Genomic DNA, 18266 nt, shown 5'->3' on the forward strand with positions numbered 1-18266 from the left:
CAGCTTCTCCTCAAGTTCCTTGATGCGCTGCTCCGGGGTCGGAGGCGATTTTGGCATGACAGGTCTCCTGGCGGCGCGCTCCGTGGCCCCGGGACGCCAGTCCTGGTGACCATAGCGACGCAACCACTGTAGTACCGTCGAGCGGCCCTGGATACCGTAGCGAGCCTGAGCCTGCTTGTAGGTCATCTCGCCGCGCTCGACCTGGTCTACCACCGTCTGTTTAAAGGCCAGGGTGTAGTCCCGCTGGGTGCGTTTAATGCGTTGATTCATCACGTTCTCCCAAGATAAGGGGCGGAACGTGTCAACTCTATTCAGGACAGGTCATACACATGAAAAAGGCCACCCGTAGGTGGCCTTTCTCGTGTCGACGCAGCGGCGTCGGCAGCGTTCTTGCTTGGCGCGCTTATGAACCGCTCTGCGCCATCTGCTGGACACGCTTCATCAGTTCGGGATCCTGCTGGATTGCCTGACCGATCGCGTTGAAGGTTTCGACATCCAAACCGCTCTCCTCGACAATGGAAACCATCTTGTCGTTGGCTTCCATGCGGATCTCCTGCTGCTTGGCCTGGTCGCCCTGGGCTTCCTGCAGGCGCTGCGTGTACTCCTGGGAAACCTGGGCGATTTCCTGGGAAGCATCGGCAAACTGCTGCAGCTGCTGGTCCGTGAAGTTCTGGTTGGCCGCCTGACCCTGTTGGGTCGCGCCGCCTTGCTGAGTCGCTGAGTCCTGCTGGGCCATGGCGGGCATGGACATCATGCCTGCGCTGAGCAGGGCGGCAGAAAACAGTGCGGTCATCCTACGCATGGTGATACTCCCTAATGGTGCTGTGTGTCTTCCCTGTGATGGTTCTCGGGACGAGAGGTTCCTGATTTCTTGTAGAAAAAGGAAACAGGAAAATCTCCCTTGATTTACAAACGTCTTCGAAGCGCGACATTTACCCGCCACCGGCCTGTCATGCCTGCTGCTGCAGCCAGTCGACGATGGCATCGATCCCCTCGACAACCACACGGGACGCCTCATGATCCATGACGGTCCCCGTCGATTGCAACAAGGCGGCACCGTCGAAATCGACATAGGCCAGACGCACGGTCAACTGACCGGGATCGCAACCGAAGGCGCTGCCTGGCAGCAAGGCGACCCCGGCCTCTTCCAGCAGGCGCCGGGTCAACTCGGCACTGGTCGTGATACCCCGCGCCGCTAGTGCCTGCCGGTGAACCTCGAAATCGGGAAACAGGTAGAACCCGCCATCAGGCGCATGGGTGCGCACGTTCGCCGCATTGAGACGTGCGGCACACCACTGACCGATCTCGCTCAGCACCTCACGTTGGCGCTGCTGGTAAGCATCGAGTGCAGCCGTACGGGTATAGGCCGTTACCGCCGCCTGCTGGACCGGGCTGGTCACGCTCGACCAGGTTTCCGAGGCAATGCCCAGCATTCGGGCAAATAGCTCGCTACCCAAGCCCGTCGGTACGTGCATGACGCCCAGTCGCCAACCACCGGCACCGCACCATTTCGAGAGCCCTCCGGTGGTCACGGTACCTTCCGGGTAGTCACGGGCGAACGCGCGATGCTCACCACGATGCTGAAGCAGACCGTAGATCTCGTCGGCGAGCACCAGTACACCATGGCGACGGGCGACGTCAGCCAGGCGCCGTTGCTCGTCCACGGTCGGCGCCAGCCCGGTGGGGTTGCCTGGTGCGTTGAAGACCAGCAACTTGAGCCGTTCGGGTTCGGCCTGGCAGTGCGCCTCGATATGTTCGGCGGTTACCTGCCAGCGTGTCTCGAAAGTCGCTTCCAGCCGGACGGCCCGCTGCCCGGCCATGCGCGCCTGGGGCGCATAGGAGACCCAGGACGGCGCGGGAATAAGAATATCCGCCTCGGGCAGCGCCTTCATCAGCGCAAACAGCAGCAGCTTGCTACCCGGCCCCACCACGACACGCGATGCCTCCCAGGGTGTGGCATCGACCTCGCCATGAAAGGTGGCCACCTGGTGGCGCAGCGCGGGGAGCCCCTGAACCGGCAGGTAATCCTTGTCCGCGGCATGTTCCGCCAGCGTGTCCACCGCCGGGGCAAACACGGGAAACGGCGACTGACCGAAACCGAACTTGTAGACTCGCTTGCCTTCGGACTCGAGCAGCCGCGACTGTTCGTTGATCAACAACGTATCGGATGCACGCGTGGCATCATCATCCTTGGCGTAGGCCGCTTCCAGGCGCTGGCTGACCGGCAGTGAGCGAGAATCGGGCTGGGTATTGGGCTCGTCGGCAGACTTCATCGGGGTGCCTCCAGGGCATGACGGACGGGGCGACTCATTCGACATTGAGACAGGCGATCAACGCCTCACGCTGTCGAATGCTGCTGATCGCGTCGTTGCCCATGGCATGGGCGACACGCGACAAGAGGAGTTCGACTAGCAGGAACAGGCTGGTCATGGGATTGAAGAAGAACGGACCGTCGGCCGGTGCCAGCAGCACATGATCGGTCAGGCTGGCCAGTTGCGAGCCAGGGTGGTTGGTCAACGCGAGCAGCGTCGCCCCCTGCTCCACGGCCAGCCGGCAATAGTCGACGCTGATACGCGTTTCGGGCCGGAAGGCCAGGCCAATGACCAGATCCCCCTCGGCCAGTCGCTGGCCCTGCTCCACTCCGACACCCGCCAGGGGCGAGACCTGCCTGACGTCATCGCGCAGAAAATCGAGGTAATAGGCGAGATAGTGCGCGGCGCCAAAGCTCGCCCGCAGGCCAATCACATGGATATGCCGGGCTTCGACGATCAGGCTTACTGCACGTTGCAGGACATGGCTGTCGAGCCCTTCGACCGCAGCGGTGAGGTTGGCCATTTCCTGCTGCCACAACGCCTGGTCCTGCGCCCCTTGAGCGATTGCGCCTTCCGGAGCCTGCCCGAAATCGAGTAGCCGCTCCGCCCGGGTGGAGTAGAAGCTGCTGCCCGCCAGATCCTCACGGAACAGGGCCTGAAAGGCACGGAAGCCGGAGAATCCCAGAGCGCGTGCCAGTCGGGTCAGGCTCGATGGGTTGACCTCGAGCTGCTCTCCAAGACGCGAGATGTTCGATAGCCCAACCGTTTCCGGCATGGCCAGCAAGGCATCGAGCAATTGCTGGGCCTTGGGCGACAGATGAAGGGCCCCGGTGTCACCGCGGCGAACCGAGGTCGCCAAGGCCTGCAACTCGGCGACGTTAGTCGGAGTCATCGAATGGGAGGTAGCGGACATGGACTCTCCTCATGCTGGATAACGTCACTATAGGGACCTGCTGACCCTATTGCAAATTTATTTGCAAACATGCAACTTAAATTTCAAACTTTCGTTCTTTTGTTGATTGTTATCTTGCGAAGGTTTGTCTAGGATAAACCTTCGCACGTGTATGTTTATCTCCTCAAAACGCCTCAAGGAAGAGTGTCGATGACTACCCCACGATCGCGTTACCTGCGCCATGGTCTGTGCCTGACCATGGTCATCTTGCCCGCCATGGCAACCGCCGAAGACAGCCTCTATTCGCTCAAGCTTACCAACGACACGCTATCCGCCGGGGGGGATGAGCACTACACCAACGGCATCGAGGTAACACGCGTCAGCATTCCCGACGAACACCACTGGGTACGCCAGCTCGCCGCTTACCTGCCCGGCTGGTCGGCACAGGGCCTGGATGCCGTCGGCTATCATCTGGCACATCAGATATACACTCCGAACGACATCCAGGCCGATGCGCTCATCGAGGACGACCGTCCGTATGCCGGCCTGCTGCTGGGGGGGTCTCACTGTTCGACGACGTCGAGCGCGAGGGCTGGCGCGAAGCCTCGGTACTCGACCTGGAGGTCGGTCTGGTCGGCCCGGCGGCCGGTGCCGAAAAGCTACAGAACGCTGCGCATCGGGTGCTAGGCAGTGAAGAAGCCGAAGGCTGGGACAACCAGTTGGAGAACGAGCCTATCCTCAACCTAGGCTGGCACAAGGCCTGGTGGGTGCAAGACGACTTGGGCGGACTGGAGATGGAGTACGGCCCGCATACGTCAGTGGCCTTGGGCAACCTCTACACTTATGCCGGTACAGGTGGCACGCTGCGCTTTGGCCAAGGTCTCGACAACAGCTTCGGGATTCCCAGCGTGGCGCCGGCGATGAGCCTGCGCCAGGGTTTCCTGCCCGGCAAATCCTTCGGCTGGTACGGTTTTGTCGGTGTCGAGGGACGCTACATGGCGCATAACCTGCTACTCGACGGCAACACCTTCGAGGATAGCCATGAAGTGGATCGCCGCGAATGGGTCGGCGACCTCAAGGCCGGTGTCGCCATCAACTGGGGCGATTGGCAGTTGGCCTACACCGCGGTATGGCGGACCAAGGAATTCGAGGCACAGGAAGAATCCGATCGTTTCGGCTCGCTGACGCTCTCGACCTGGCTATAGCCACCCGCGCTGCAGGCCTCGCCGATCAGGGCGTCGCCGTCGGCCTGATCGACGCGATGACAAAGCGACTCTCGGGAATGATCGGCATTCTCGACCAGTCGATGCGCAGATCCTGCTGCGGCACCTCATAAGTCATGTGCCGGGTCAGCTGACGCACGCCCTCCTTTATCAGGGCGATGGTGAACCATTCGCCCGGGCAGCGATGATTGACGGCATGCTCCCCTCCCCCCTGGGGAATGAAGTTATAGGCGTTGATGGCTTCCCGCTCGTAGCGTTCGGGGCGAAATTCGTCAGGCTGTGCCCAGGAACGCGGATCGCGATTGGTACCGAAGAGATCGAGCATGACACGCCCGCCCTTCGGGAAGCGATAGCCGTTCCATTCGAAGTCCTCGCGCACGCGTGCCGCGAGGAACGGAAAGAAGCCGTAAAGGCGGCGCACTTCCTGTACGAAAGGCTCCAACCAAGTATCGTCCTGGCGCAGGGTCTCGTGCCAGCCCGGGTGTTCATGCAGCGCCAGTGCGGCGAATGTCACGAAGCGGGCAATCGCCACGGTCGGGCGCAGCAGGTTGAGTAGCTCGACCGCCGCCACCTGGGGCTTCAAAAGATCACCCTGCACATCGCGATGCCAACTGACCCGGAACAGGGCACGATCCTCGTCGACCTGGATCCGGTTGCCGCGCACCTGCTCGACCAAGGCGGCCATCCATGCCTCGGAATGCTTGCGGGCACGCCGGGCCTGCCAATGCCGGCTGGCGACGCCACCCGCGCCATCGATCATCGCCGCTTGTTCGGCACACCGCGTATCGACCGCGTCCTCATCGACCGGCACCCCGGCCCAGCGGCACGCTGCCCGAAAATGGATACGCTGCACGGCGGAATGCAGCACAACCTGTGTCTGCCGCTGCCAGGACTTAATGGCCTGCTGCCATTCCTCTACCGCAAAATGTGTCAACTCCTTGATGTCGGCATCGCTCATCAGGTCCATGAACATCCGCTTGCGAACCCGGTGTGCCTCGCCATCCAGCCCCTGCACGCCGCCGACACCAAACAGTGTCTTGACCAGCAACCCAGGGGCAGCGCCTTCCCGGGTAAAGCGCTGTTCATCGTAGAACAGCCGCGCCGCCGCTTCGCCGCGCAGGCAGATCGTCTTTTCCATCATCAGCCGGGCACGGAAGATATCCGTGTCGTAACGCTCGCAGCGAGTCGAGATGAAGGTATTGCCCTCGCGCAACAGTGCCACGGAACTTTCCCGGCTCGAATCCAGGGGGATATAGACCATGGGTAACGGCTCCTTGCCCAACGACACTCCTGTCAGGACGTCAAACGTCCCGTATGACTCTGGCCCAGTCCATGCTGACTGTCGAGCCGGAACCCAACGAAGCCGGCCCACCCTCCCTGTGGAGGCGGGCCGGAATATGGTCTAGCCAAGGTCCTGATCAGCCGTAGACCAGGTTGGGCAGGTAGGTGATCAGGGCCGGGAACAGGATCACCAGCAGCAGCCCCAGCGCCTGCAGGGCCAGGAAAGGCAACGATGAGCGGAAGATCTGCGCCATGGTGATATGCGGCGGGCACACGCCCTTGATGTAGAACAGCGCATAGCCGAAAGGCGGACTGAGGAACGACATCTGCATGTTGACCAGGTAGATGACGCCGAACCACAGCGACACGTCGCTGGCATCGACCCCCGGCAAGCCGAGCAGACCGTCGAACGACAACGGCTGGATCAGCGGCACGAAGATCGGCACGGCCAGCAGCAAGATACCGACCCAGTCGAGGAACATGCCCAGCGCGATCAGCAGGATCATCATCACGAACAGCACACCGTAGGGCCCCAGGCCGGCGCCCGAGATCAATTCCTGCACGAAGTCCTGCCCACCCTGGAGGATGTAGAACCCCACGAAGATGGTCGCGCCGAAGATGATCCACATGACCATGGCGGTGGCCACCAGGGTGGTCATGCAGGCGGCATGCAGGTTGGGCCAGGTCAGGCGACCGTGCATTGCTGCCACGACCATGGCGCCGAGCGTACCGATACCGGCCGCTTCCACGGGCGTGGCCAGGCCGGTGAAGATCACCCCGAGCACCACGATGACCAGCACGATGGGCGCCAGCATCTTGCGTAGCAGACGCAGCTTCTCGGCGGTACTCACCCGATCTTCCACGGGCAGCGGCGGCGCCGCCTTGGGATTGAGCGTGCCGCGCAGCCAGCAGTAGAAGCCATACATGCCGGCCAGCAACAGGCCGGGAATCAGCGAGCCGAGATACAGTTCGCCCACGGACTGCTGAGCCACCACCCCATAGATGATCGCCAGAATCGATGGCGGGATCAGGATGCCCAGCGTGCCCCCAGCCATGATCGAGCCTAGCGCGATCTCGGGATCGTACTTGCGCTTGAGCATCGCCGGCAGTGCGATGAGCCCCATGGTGACCACGGCGGCACCGATCACGCCGACCATCGCTGCCAGCAGCGTCGAGGCAACGATAGTGGCAATTGCCAGGCCCGCCTTGAGTCCGCCCATCCACTTGTAGACGGTATCGAACAGTTCCTCGATCAGCCCGGCCTTCTCCAGTACCGCCGCCATGAAGATGAATAGCGGAATGGCCGAAAGCTGGTAATTGGTCATCATCGGGAAGATGCGTGACGGAATCAGGTTGAGCATGAACTGATCGCCGACCAGATACAGGAAGACCACGCCCAGCCCGCCGGTCACGAAGGCCAGCGGCAGACCGGCCATCAGCACCAGCATCAGGGTGCCGAACATCAACGCCGTGAGGGTGCCGATATCCACCTGATAGAGGCTGTTCTCGACACTCAGCGGGAAGGCCTCGTACTCATTGACGGCCACATTGACGACTTCATGGATGGCATAGGCTGCCAGTAACATGCCGAGCAGCAGCACCAACCAGGCGAACACATGGCTACCCTGTCCATGCTGCCGGGCGTGCCGGAACGCCTGTGCATCCTTGATGAACTGGGAAATACCCTGCAGCAGCAGCAGCACCCCGCCCAGCGCCAGGGTGAACTTCACCGGATAGTACTGGACCGCCCATTCGGTGAACGACGTCTCGTTGGCATACCCTTGGCCGAAGAACAGGAAGTCCTGGCTGACCGATTGGGCAAAGAAATTCCAGCCCGTGGACACCAGCGCCAACACGAAAATGAAGAAGAACACAGAAGTCATCAGATCGAGCGCCGCCTTGGTCAGTGGCGCCGCACGCGTATAGAGGATATCGACCCTGACATGCCCGCCCTCGCGGAGCGCAAACGCCCCGGCCAGCAGGTACTGCATGCCGAACATCAGGAACATCGACTCGTGGGCCCAGTTGGTCGGCGAGTTCAGGGCGTAGCGAACGAAGACCTCGTAGCAGTAGACGAGTGGCGCGATCAGCGACCAATAGGCGACATAGCGACCGGTGAAACCGGAAATCTTGTCGATGATTCGAGTCAAGGCATTACCCGGTGGCCGGTAGACGTCCTCTTCCTCGCCGACTGGCACTTCGGCCGTGGTATTGCCGCTGACGGTACCGCCGCGCCGAAAGCTGCGGTCGACCAGCCACATCACGATCAGGGGCAGCGCCAGCAGGACTAGCCAGTACACCCAGTGCGGCAGGACGAAATTGACCTGTAGATTCATGACCCTCTCCCGTGGCGACGCTTAGGCATCAAAGCACTCCTGAGAAACCGTGTTTCCCCATTCGCCCACACACAGGCGCCGCCTCCACGGGGAGACGACGCCAGCATGGAACGATGGGAACGAACTCAGCCGTTGAGCTGCTGGCCGGCGATGTCCTCGTCGGTGATCAGAGCCACGGCAGGGTCCTGCATGGTGCGCAGGTGGGCCTTGAACAGCCGGGTCGCATCCGGATCCTTGTTGGCCCACTTGAACCACAGCGGGATCGCAGCCTTGCGGAAGCGGTCGGCATCCTCCTCGGAGAGATGGATGATCTCGACGCCCTTTTCCTGATATTTCGGCCACGCCTCGGCGTTGGCCGCCTGGATCGCCGCGTAATGCTCACGGGAATAGGCGGCGACGAGATCGTGCATGAGATCTTGGACCTGGGGCGACATGCGCTCGAAGACACGACGGTTGATGCCGATATCCATCAGGTCGACGGCCTGGTGCAGGCAGGGCGTCGACGGCGGACCCATGATGATGTAATCGGTCACCTGCCAGAAGCCCAGTTCGTAGTTGACCGCTGCCCCGGTATAGTCGGATGCGTCGATGGTCCCCTTCTCGAGCGCCGGATAGACCTCCGACCCCGGCAGCAGCGTGGTACGCGCACCAATGGAGGCAAACGTCTCGGCGACGATCCCGCCGGGCATGCGGATCTTCACGCCCTTGAAGTCATCGAGACTGCGCAGGGGGACCTTGGAGTGGATCAGGTTCAGGTCATGGTGCACATGGCCGAGGAATTCCTGGCCCTGCTTGCGATAGAGGTCCTTGGCAATCCCGAAACCGCCATAGGCGCCGAACATCATGTCCCACTGGTGGGGCATCGACAGGCCCATGGGATAGGCCGTCAGGAAGACCCCTGCCGGCATCTTGCCGGGCCAGTAGACGGTGAACCAGTTCTGGCCTTCGAGTACTCCGTTGCGCACGGCATCGGCGACCTCGAATGCTCCGGCGACGGCGCCAGCCGGAAACGGCTCGATGCGCACTTCGCCACTAGTGAGTTCCTGGACACTATTCGCCCAGGTTTCGAACGTCTTGTAGCCGGTGGTTCCCGGCTGCCAGGAGGACTGCATGCGAATGCGGATGCCTTCCTGGGCCTGGACATTGCTGACCCAAGGCGCAGCGACGGCGGCAGCGGATCCAGCGGCAGCGACCTTGAGGAAATCCCGACGTGTGCGTGACTTGCCGGCACGGATTCCCTGCGAGGCGTCGCTATCGCTGGCGATGGTTTCGGTGATGATAGGCGTTTGGCTGTTGTTGTCTTTCATGGCATGTCTCCTGGGATTCGGACCGAGCACGGCGTGGTGCACAAGCGTTGTTAATTGTTGTCTCTCCATGTCGCGAAGCGCGCCACTGCGCTGATTGGCAAGGCCACTTCGGCATGGAAACGCGTCCCAAATCTCACATTAGCCAAATTGCGTTGGCTTTCCATCCACCCCCGTCAACGCTAGCCATCGCCAACGCGAGGCGTTTTCGGGACAAATACCGTACCCGGCCACACGGCAGTTGGGCTCGGGCTGGTCATACCAATTTACAGAACATTAACGCTCTTAGACCAAAGCACGACCGGGACCCTCGGCTTTGTCCATCTCGGGTATGGCACACCTCCTGCCAATCTGTTCTGCTGGAGCCTTCACCGTCGACGATGAGCGCTCCGCCATGTCATGCCCCAGGTATCGCTTCGTTTTCTCGTGGCTGGTCATGCTGACGCTCGGCCTAGCCCCACTTGGCAATGCCCATTCAGCCGACAATCCAGCCAATCCGCTGATTACCGACCGGGGCCTGTTCCGGCCGCTGATCCTGATCACGCCGAGTCTGGACAATGCCGATTACCGGCGTATCCGCGAGCAGCTGCAGGATCAACGCGGCGAGTTCGAACGGCGCCAGATGGTGCTCTACAGCATCGAGGCTGGCAATGGCCATCGAGCCGGTCGTCCGATGACGCCTTACGAGACGCAGGCCGTGCTAGAGGCCATGAACGTGGCGCCGGACGGGCCATTGACCGTGATTCTGGTGGGTATGGATGGTGGCAAGAAGATGCAATTGGAAGGCTTCGTGCCACCCCGGCAGGTCTTCGACATCATCGACAAGATGCCGATTCGCCAGTAAGACGACCTTCCCTGGGTGGGTTGGGGTTCGTTAGCAATCCCAACCCAGCCCTCAAACATACGTTGGACTGGCCGATATAGTCGACATGGCCATAACGAACACAATCAAAGCGCCGATGAAACACGCCCGGGACGGAAAAGGAAAAGACATGTCTCACTGTGCAAGAGTCAACGGCCAATGCGGTCGTTGCGACGGTGTCCTGCCGTTCGCATTCACCATGGCGTTCCAGCCGATCGTCGACGTGGCGCAAGCCAGGACCGTTGCCCATGAAGCCTTGGTGCGCGGCCCCAAGGGCGAGTCAGCCTTCAGTATTCTCGGCCAGGTCGACGACCAGCTACTGTACCTGTTCGACCAGGCATGCCGCGTCAAGGCCATCGAACTGGCCAGCCAGCTCGACATGACGACCATGCTGTCGATCAATTTTCTGCCTAATGCCGTCTACGAACCCAGTGCCTGCATCCAGGCCACACTGCAAGCCTGCCAACGTGTCGGCTGGCCGACCCAGCAGATCAACTTCGAGATCACCGAGACCGAGTACGTCACGGACCGCGACCATCTGCGCAACATCATCGACACCTACCATGCCATGGGCTTCACCACGGCACTCGACGACTTCGGTGCCGGTTACGCCAATCTCGACCTGCTCACCGAGCTGACACCCGATACCCTCAAACTCGATCGCCAATTGGTCACGAATGTCGACCGGGACCCACGGCGACAAGCCATGATCCGCGCCACGGTGGGCATGGCACAGGAACTCGGCATCAACCTGGTGGCCGAAGGCGTGGAAACTGCGGCGGAAGCCCGCTGGCTCTATCGCCAGGGGGTCACCCGCCAGCAGGGATACTACTTTGCCCGTCCGGGGCTCGAGCTATTGCCCGAGGTGCCGGCGTCATGCTTTGCGGCGATCCTTGCCGAGCCATGAATCAGCCCGGCACCACCTGGCCGCGCCCGGCCCGCTTGCCTTGGAAAAGCGCCCGGTCGGCAGCTTCGAGCAATGCCTCGGCGTTCTGCGCCCCGCTGCCGGTTGAGGCAACGCCGATGGTGACGGAAGGCTTGGCAGGATCGTCGCGCGAAGCATGGCTGGCCCCTCGGCACAAGCGCTCGGCAATGCGCAGTGCCTCGTCATGCGGAGTACCCGGCAATACCGCCAGGAACTCGTCACCGGCATAGCGGCCGAGGATATCCTCGGACCGCAGCAGGCCCCGCAGGGTATCCGCCAGCCAGACCAGGGCACGGTCGCCGGCGGCATGACCGAAACGGTCATTGATCTGCTTGAAGCGATCCACATCGATCATCATTACACTGACCACGCCCTGCTGCTCCTGCGCTACCGTCAGAGCCGCCTCGAGCGTGGCCAGGATGGCGCGCCGGTTGGGCAGACGTGTCAGCGCGTCCTGATGGGCGGCATCCTCTAGCACGCTCTTCCAGATCGCGAAGCGCTGGGTCATGGTGTCGAGGTAGCGGGCCACGGCACCGAGTTCATCCCTTGCCCCGCCATCGACCCGTACGGATAAATCGCCACTACCCAGCCGCTCGATGGCGCGCCCCAGGTCCCGGGCCGGCCGCACGATGGAATAGACGATCAGCGAGAATAACAAGAAGGCCGCAATCAGCGTGGCCACCCAAGCCAAAATCAGCAGATGCAACTGGCGCTGCTGGGTTTGGGAAGCCTCTGCCGCCTGGCGTTTCACGGCGGAGGCCAAGTGCATGCGTACCTGCTCGAGATCCTGGATCGCCGTGGTCAGTTGCTGGCGAACGACGCCGTAGGATGGCCTCTCTCCACTCAACTGCAAGGGCCGGGCCTGTTCGACGATGCCTTCGATGGTGGGGCGGGCCAAGCGCCAGGCCTGCTGGGCCTGGGCGATCATGTCGGCATCCATGTCCGGCTCCGGGGCGGCACTCGACAGTTCCGAGAACAGCCGGTCGATGGACAAGGTCAGTCCACCATAGTCCGGCACGGGCTCGCCGGTTTCCGCTGACAGCGCATCGGTCAGGGCACGCTGCAGGTCGTACTCCAGCGTAGCCAGGGGCACCAGCAGATTCACCGCCTCGTCGATGGTGTGATGCAACTCGCGTTCCTGATGCTGGAGTACCGATACACTGACCGTAATGAGCGCCGTCATCGGCACGACCAGCGTCAAGGCAGCAATCGCCATGCGCTTGCCGACCGAGATGCGGCGCAATGTCGACTCCAGCCATCTCACCGAGTTTGGCAAGGGTTTCTCCCGTCCTGTCCCGTGGTGGAGAAATTATCCAACACGACGACGCCTGCCGGAAAGGCAGGCATCGGTATGGGGACCATTGCTCGATACGACGCTATCACGTTCCCATGCCAGACGGGTCACGCAGTAACCTGAAAACGAAATCGCGACCGAATCGTCTGTCCCTTGCCTAGCTCGATCAGTCCATGATCGAGCGGGACTTGGCGATGATGGGCATCAACGTCATGGGTGACCGGCTCGAAACAGAAAAAGTCCGCACTTGCCCCCGGCGAGTAGACGAGATAACGCGGGCAGGCCGGGTCGGTATCAATGTAAAGGGTCAAATCGCGCGATGGCCAGCGCAACCGGGCATGACCGTTCCAGCCGGTGAACAGATTATCGATCTTGTCGTCAGGCAGGGCGCCGTCCCGGCGCAAGTCCCACTCGGGCTTGTCGGCGATGGCACGCCAACACGTAGGCAACTGGTCCTCGTCCCCCTCCCAGACGCCGTCGCTCGGCGCATCGATCCGCACGTCGCCGGTGCGCATAAACCAGGGATGTACACCCATGCCATAGGGCGCGGGTCGCTCACCCAGGTGAGTGACGACCAGTTCGACCGTCAGCGCCGCCCCGTCGATGCGATAGATCAGCGAGGCGCGATAATCGAACGGCGGCTGATGCCGGGATTCCAGGCCCAGCGTCAGTTGATTGGTCGTCTGCTGCCGTACCGTCCATTCTTGCTGCCAGGCGTCGCCATGGATGGGGAAGCGCTGGTCGTCGCGATTGGGTTCCAGCGGGTAATGCTCGCCCTGCCATTCGAAACCGCCACCGCTGATGCGGTTTGACCATGGCACCAGCGGATAGAGAGCCATGCGGTTGGGATCGGTATCCCGCGACGAGCCGGGCCGGAACAGATCAATAGGCCCGTCCTTGCGCAGCGCCTCGAAACGCACCACAGAGCCCCCTACTTCGGGAGCCACTTCCAGCCTGAGCAAGGTGTTGTCCAGCGTGATGGTCATTCAGCCTCTCCTGTCGAATCGGTCGCCTCAGAATAGCGTGATGCCCGCGTGCTGACTTGTCATTCGAGCTTTTCCTCCAAGGGAAGCTGTCAGCGGTTTACACTGATAACGTCATACGACTTTCTGCTAACCTAACAAACTCATAGTTTCCCGACTAACAACAAGGACAATGTCGGAACGGATTCCAGGTGCTCCCACCCATCGTTTCACATGGAGACAGAAACGACATGTCGCACTCCCCCTCGTCCAAGTCGGGCGCCATGGTCCTGCTGGTGGCGTCGCTCGCCGGCCTTGCCATCGCTCTCTATGCCTATATAACGCCCCTGACCGGCGTCACCGGCACGCTCGGCGCGCTTGCCGTCATCCTGGCCTGTCTGGCCCTCGCGCTCATGGCGCTCTTGCTCGCCGTCCTGAAAGGGCGTGGTGCGCGTATCGCATTGAGCATACTGGTCCTGATCGGCCTTGCCGGCACCTTTGTCGCCGGGCTCCTGCTTCATCAGTGGTGGATCGGCGTCGCCATGGTGGTCGGTCTCTTCGGGCTGATTCTCGACATGCGCCGTCCTTCTCGCGTCCAACACCCCGCCCACTCATGAGGAGCCAGTCCATGCCGACCACCGGTTTTATCCCACACCGTCTCGCCATCGCCGTGGCGCTGTGCCTGGCTCCTGCGCCGTTGCTGGCCCAGGAACAGTCACCGAGCCAAGACCCAGCAGCCGACCAGAACCAGACAGCGAACCCAGGCCAGTCAGAAGACCAGGATGCATCTGCCGAGGGTAACCAGTCTGCTGCCCAGGAAAACGCATCACAGACCGACGAGCCCACTGGCGAGCCGATACCGCTGGTTCCCGAGGAGCCGACCTGGGACAGCTTTCACGGCCAGCTCAACGCCCAGAAATACAGCCCGCTCGACCAGATCACCGTCGACAACGTCGGCGAGCTGGAAAAAGTCTGGGAAGTCCATACCGGTGACGTGGCGGATGGCTCGGGCGAACTGCCTCCTACGGTGTGGTCTGCAACGCCGGTCTTCGCCAACGATACGCTCTACATCGGCACCCCGTTCTATCGGATCCTGGCGCTCGACCCCGCTACCGGCGAGGAAAAATGGAGCTTCGACACCCAGTCCACCCTCGAAGCGATGACCCAGCCGGCACTGAAGAATCGCGGTGTCGCTTATTGGCAAGCCGACGAGCCGGTCGACGGCGAACCCTGCCAGAAGATCGTCTATATCGGCACGATGGATGCACAGCTCTTCGCGGTCGATGCCGATACCGGCGAGCAGTGCCAAGGCTTCGCCAACAATGGCGTGCTTGACGTCAACCAGTGGAACGACACTAACAACCGCTGGCCGCTCTCGCTGCTGCAGCCACCGACCGTGATCGGCGATCACCTGATCCTCGGCTGGGCCGGCAAGGACTGGGCCTCCAAACAGGCGCCGCCCGGCACCGTATTCTCCATCAATGCCCGCACCGGCGAGCGCGAGTGGGCATTCGAGGTTCTGTCCGAGGAAATGCGCGAGCAAAGCGGTACGGCCAACGTGTGGACACACATGTCGGCGGATGAGCAGAACGGGCTCGTCTATCTGCCGGTCTCCTCGCCGTCGCCCAACTACTGGGGCGGCAACCGTACCCAGAAAGTGCCGCTGGCAACGTCCACGACGGCTCTCGACATCGAGACTGGCGAAGTGGTCTGGTCGCGCCAGTGGGTCCACCACGATATCTGGGATTACGACATCAACGCCGCCCCGACACTGATGGACATTACAGTGGATGGCGAGGAAATCCCGGCGCTGATCCAATCGACCAAGCAGGGCTTCTTGTTCGTGGTCAATCGCCTGACCGGCGAGGACGTCTGGCCGATCGAGGAGCGCCCGGTCCCGGGGGGCGACGGCACCGTCGAAGGAGAAGTCTACGCACCGACACAGCCGTTCCCGACCAAGCCTGAGCCGCTGCTCGATCAGGCGGAAAAGCCTGAGGTCTGGTGGCTCGCCGATGCGGTCAGTGGCGGCCAGTGTTCGGCATTGTGGGATGATCTCTGGTACGAGGGCATGTACACGCCGCCGACCACCAAGGGCGAAGGTACGCTGACCTATCCCGATAGCTCCGGTGGCGTGCAGTGGGGCGGCGTGGCCTTCGATCCCGAAAGCCAGACCGCCATCGTCAACACCTCGCATATCGTGCAGTACCTGAAGCTCTACGATCGCGAAGCTTACGAACGGGCCGACAGCGGCTCGGGCAACGAGGTCGGTTTCTCGCCCCAGGAAGGCGCCCCGTATGGCATGCGTCTCAAGGTGGCACTGAACTGGCTCGGCATGCCCTGCTGGGAGCCGCCCTACGGTGAGTTGGTGGCCCTCGACATGCATACCGGCGACGTAAAATGGCGCCGTCCGGTCGGCGCCTCACAGCAGTATGGCTTCTTCATGCCGGAAAGCTGGGGCTCGCCCACCATCGGCGGTCCGGCGGTCACGGCCGGTGGCGTCATATTTATTGGCGCCTCGATGGATGCCAAGGTGCGCGCCTACTCGTTGGAAACCGGCGAAGAGTTGTGGTCGGACCAGGTCGAGGCGCCTTCCGTCTCGAATCCTGCGGTTTACGAGTACAACGGCCGCCAGTACGTTGCTTTCATCGGCGGCGGCAACACCATCCTGAAGCAGCAGGTTGGCGACCAGATCGCTGTCTACGCGCTGCCTGAGTAATCAGCGCAGGCGGTCGATGGTGCGGGGCAGGCTTTAGGGCCTGCCCCGTTTACGTTGCAAGCCCAACGGACCAGGTGCCCTGAAGCCGGTGTGTCATGCCGACAAGTCCGTGACGGGTCCCGCCGGTTCGGCGCACCGGAACACGGCGGATGGTACACCCTGCACCCCTACCGTCACACGGAACAGTGCCCCGGCCAACGCTTCATTGTCCCGCTCGGTGGCAGCGGTAGTGATATAAAGCTGGTTCAGGTCACGGCCGGCAAACGTGCAGGAGGTCACCCGTGATGCCGGAATGGGAATCGTCTCGTCCAACCGACCTTCCGGCGTAAAACGGCTCACGCGGCCACCGTCCCAATGGGCGACCCACAGTCCGCCGCTAGCATCACAGGTCATGCCGTCGGGAAAGCCCTGGGTTCCCGAGAACTGCACATGCTTGCGCTTGTTGGCCAGTTCCCCGTCGGGCGTGATATCGAAGGCATAGATCACCCGGCTGGGCGTATCGCTGTGGAAGAGCGTGGTGCCGTCCGGGCTGATCGCCGGGCCGTTGGCGACCCGGTAGCCACTGTCGACCTTGGTCACGCCACGTTCATCGAGACGATACAGCGCCCCCGTGGCGCGCTCGGCAGCATCGTCCATGGACCCGAACCAGAGCCGCCCCCAGCGATCAGCCTTGGCATCGTTGTAACGATTGCCGGGCGGTTCGTCATCGGGTGTGGACCAGGCGGATACGACCCGAGGGCCATCCTCATCGACGTCCAGATGCGCCAGGCGGGAGCGCAGCCCGGCGATGAAACCATGACCATCGCTGCGTGCCACCAGCCAGCAGCAGGGCTCATCGAGCGGCCAGTCGCGCGTGGCCCCCGAAGCCAGGTCATGCGCATGCAGCCGACCACCCAGGATATCCACGAACAGCACCTCGCCCTGCTCGCCCCGCTCAGGACACCACACGGGCCCTTCGCCAAGCTGGGCACGCCCCGCCCAGACGCATTCGACGGATTGGATGCCAATCATGCCGCCTCCCTTGATGCGCGAAATCAGTGTGAATGTCTTGGCACCTCGGAACCGCGACAGCCGACCAGGAAGTCGAAGTCGCAGCCCTCGTCGGCCTGCAGCACGTGCTCGATGTAGAGCTGGCGATAGCCGCCACTGGCAGCGATGGTGCGCGATGCCGCGGTGGGGTCGGTCTCGGCCAGGCGGCGCTCGAGTTCGGCGTCGTCGACCTCGAGGTGCAGCGTGCCGGCGTAGGCATCGAGTTCGATCCAGTCGCCGTTGCGTACCGCGGCCAGCGGGCCGCCCGCGGCGGCTTCCGGGGCAACGTGCAGCACCACGGTGCCATAGGCGGTGCCGCTCATGCGTGCATCCGAGATGCGCACCATGTCGGTGATGCCCTGCTCGAGGAGCTTGGCCGGCAGGCCCATGTTGCCAACCTCGGCCATGCCGTGATAACCACGCGGCCCGCAGTTCTTCATCACCAGGATGTCGTCGGCGGTGACGTCGAGCGCGGGGTCGTTGATGCGCGCCTTGTAGTCGTCGAAGTCCTCGAACACCACCGCGCGGCCGCGATGGGTCATCAGTTCCGGGGTCGCCGCGGAGGGCTTGAGCACCGCGCCATTGGGCGCCAGGTTGCCGCGCAGCACGCACATCCCACCATCCTCGCGCAGCGGCGTGTCCAGCGGCCGGATCACTTCGTCGTTATATAGCGGGGCGTCCTTGACGTTGTCCCACAGCGTCTGGCCGTTGACGGTCAGGGCATCCTTGTGCGGCAGGCGGTCGGCCTCGCCGAGCCGGCGCAGCACCGCGGGCAGGCCGCCGGCGTAGTAGAACTCCTCCATCAGGAAGCGCCCGGAGGGCTGCAGGTCGACGATGGTCGGCGTGCCGCGGCCGATGCGCGTCCAGTCGTCCAGCGCCAGGTCGACGCCGATGCGTCCGGCGATGGCCTTCAGGTGGATCACCGCGTTGGTGGAGCCGCCGATCGCGGCGTTGGTGCGGATGGCGTTCTCGAAGGCCTCTTTGGTCAGCACCTTCGAAAGCCGCAGGTCCTCGTGAACCATCTCGACGATGCGGTTGCCGGACAGGTGCGCCAGCACGTAGCGCCGCGAATCCACCGCCGGGATCGCCGCGTTGTGCGGCAACGACGTGCCCAGCGACTCGGCCATGCA

The 18266-nt window shown here is 62.6% G+C and carries 16 protein-coding genes and 1 pseudogene; 6 read left to right on the plus strand and 11 right to left on the minus strand.

Annotated features, from left to right (window positions below; translation table 11 throughout):
* The 4 genes from BM194_RS19980 to BM194_RS19995 all read right to left on the minus strand — a co-directional run.
* Positions 1-270: helix-turn-helix domain-containing protein (locus BM194_RS19980; RefSeq protein ID WP_143097644.1), on the minus strand; the 270-nt coding region annotated here is incomplete at its 3' end.
* 133 nt (positions 271-403) lie between these two features.
* Complete coding sequence (locus BM194_RS19985) at positions 404-802, minus strand: DUF4168 domain-containing protein (protein WP_092850612.1); 399 nt, start codon at positions 800-802, stop codon at positions 404-406.
* A gap of 148 nt (positions 803-950) precedes the next feature.
* Positions 951-2273 carry a pyridoxal phosphate-dependent aminotransferase gene (locus BM194_RS19990; RefSeq protein WP_092850616.1) on the minus strand — a complete coding sequence of 441 codons (1323 nt, stop codon included), beginning with the start codon at positions 2271-2273 and terminating at the stop codon, positions 951-953.
* Positions 2274-2307: 34 nt separating this feature from the next.
* Positions 2308-3225 (minus strand): MurR/RpiR family transcriptional regulator, encoded by a 918-nt coding sequence (locus tag BM194_RS19995; protein WP_092850619.1) that lies wholly within the window; start codon positions 3223-3225, stop codon positions 2308-2310.
* A gap of 255 nt (positions 3226-3480) precedes the next feature.
* Between BM194_RS19995 and BM194_RS21195 the strand changes: the two are divergent.
* A pseudogene (locus tag BM194_RS21195) lies at positions 3481-3687 on the plus strand (lipid A-modifier LpxR family protein); the annotation flags it as partial.
* 83 nt (positions 3688-3770) lie between these two features.
* Positions 3771-4409 carry a lipid A deacylase LpxR family protein gene (locus BM194_RS21050; RefSeq protein ID WP_479691184.1) on the plus strand — a complete coding sequence of 213 codons (639 nt, stop codon included), beginning with the start codon at positions 3771-3773 and terminating at the stop codon, positions 4407-4409.
* Positions 4410-4434: 25 nt separating this feature from the next.
* On the opposite strand, the gene BM194_RS20005 is transcribed toward BM194_RS21050, so the two are convergent.
* The 3 genes from BM194_RS20005 to dctP form a co-directional block, all read right to left on the minus strand.
* Positions 4435-5688, minus strand: a complete 1254-nt coding sequence (locus BM194_RS20005) for a cytochrome P450 (RefSeq protein ID WP_092850621.1) — start codon at positions 5686-5688, stop codon at positions 4435-4437.
* A gap of 157 nt (positions 5689-5845) precedes the next feature.
* Positions 5846-8044 carry a TRAP transporter large permease subunit gene (locus tag BM194_RS20010; protein ID WP_092850624.1) on the minus strand — a complete coding sequence of 733 codons (2199 nt, stop codon included), beginning with the start codon at positions 8042-8044 and terminating at the stop codon, positions 5846-5848.
* Between the two features lie 125 nt (positions 8045-8169).
* Complete coding sequence (dctP, locus tag BM194_RS20015; RefSeq protein ID WP_092850626.1) at positions 8170-9351, minus strand: TRAP transporter substrate-binding protein DctP; 1182 nt, start codon at positions 9349-9351, stop codon at positions 8170-8172.
* A 391-nt stretch (positions 9352-9742) separates the two neighbouring features.
* Between dctP and BM194_RS20020 the strand changes: the two genes are divergently transcribed.
* Both BM194_RS20020 and BM194_RS20025 read left to right on the plus strand, forming a co-directional pair.
* Positions 9743-10192, plus strand: a complete 450-nt coding sequence (locus tag BM194_RS20020; protein ID WP_092850628.1) for a DUF4174 domain-containing protein — start codon at positions 9743-9745, stop codon at positions 10190-10192.
* A 148-nt stretch (positions 10193-10340) separates the two neighbouring features.
* On the plus strand, positions 10341-11117 hold the full coding sequence (locus BM194_RS20025) for an EAL domain-containing protein (RefSeq protein WP_092850630.1): 777 nt from the start codon (positions 10341-10343) through the stop codon (positions 11115-11117).
* Between the two features lies 1 nt (position 11118).
* Here the strand turns inward: BM194_RS20025 and BM194_RS20030 are convergent, their stop codons facing one another.
* Together BM194_RS20030 and BM194_RS20035 are read right to left on the minus strand one after the other, a co-directional pair.
* Entirely contained in the window at positions 11119-12378 is a 1260-nt protein-coding gene (locus BM194_RS20030) for a GGDEF domain-containing protein (protein ID WP_092850632.1), read from the minus strand.
* Positions 12379-12536: 158 nt separating this feature from the next.
* Positions 12537-13415 carry an aldose 1-epimerase gene (locus BM194_RS20035; protein WP_092850636.1) on the minus strand — a complete coding sequence of 293 codons (879 nt, stop codon included), beginning with the start codon at positions 13413-13415 and terminating at the stop codon, positions 12537-12539.
* A gap of 227 nt (positions 13416-13642) precedes the next feature.
* Here BM194_RS20035 and BM194_RS20040 point away from each other — a divergent pair, with 227 nt between their 5' ends.
* Positions 13643-14008 carry a hypothetical protein gene (locus tag BM194_RS20040; RefSeq protein ID WP_092850639.1) on the plus strand — a complete coding sequence of 122 codons (366 nt, stop codon included), beginning with the start codon at positions 13643-13645 and terminating at the stop codon, positions 14006-14008.
* Positions 14009-14019: 11 nt separating this feature from the next.
* Positions 14020-16107, plus strand: a complete 2088-nt coding sequence (locus tag BM194_RS20045; RefSeq protein WP_092850641.1) for a pyrroloquinoline quinone-dependent dehydrogenase — start codon at positions 14020-14022, stop codon at positions 16105-16107.
* Between the two features lie 93 nt (positions 16108-16200).
* Here BM194_RS20045 and BM194_RS20050 read toward each other — a convergent pair whose 3' ends face one another.
* Together BM194_RS20050 and BM194_RS20055 are read right to left on the minus strand one after the other, a co-directional pair.
* Positions 16201-17118 carry an SMP-30/gluconolactonase/LRE family protein gene (locus BM194_RS20050; RefSeq protein ID WP_092850642.1) on the minus strand — a complete coding sequence of 306 codons (918 nt, stop codon included), beginning with the start codon at positions 17116-17118 and terminating at the stop codon, positions 16201-16203.
* Between the two features lie 23 nt (positions 17119-17141).
* Positions 17142-18266, minus strand: a 1125-nt coding sequence (locus BM194_RS20055; protein WP_177223477.1) for a dihydroxy-acid dehydratase, incomplete at its 5' end; no start/stop codon positions are given.

The sequence above is a fragment of the Modicisalibacter xianhensis genome (assembly GCF_900113605.1).
Taxonomy (GTDB): domain Bacteria; phylum Pseudomonadota; class Gammaproteobacteria; order Pseudomonadales; family Halomonadaceae; genus Modicisalibacter; species Modicisalibacter xianhensis.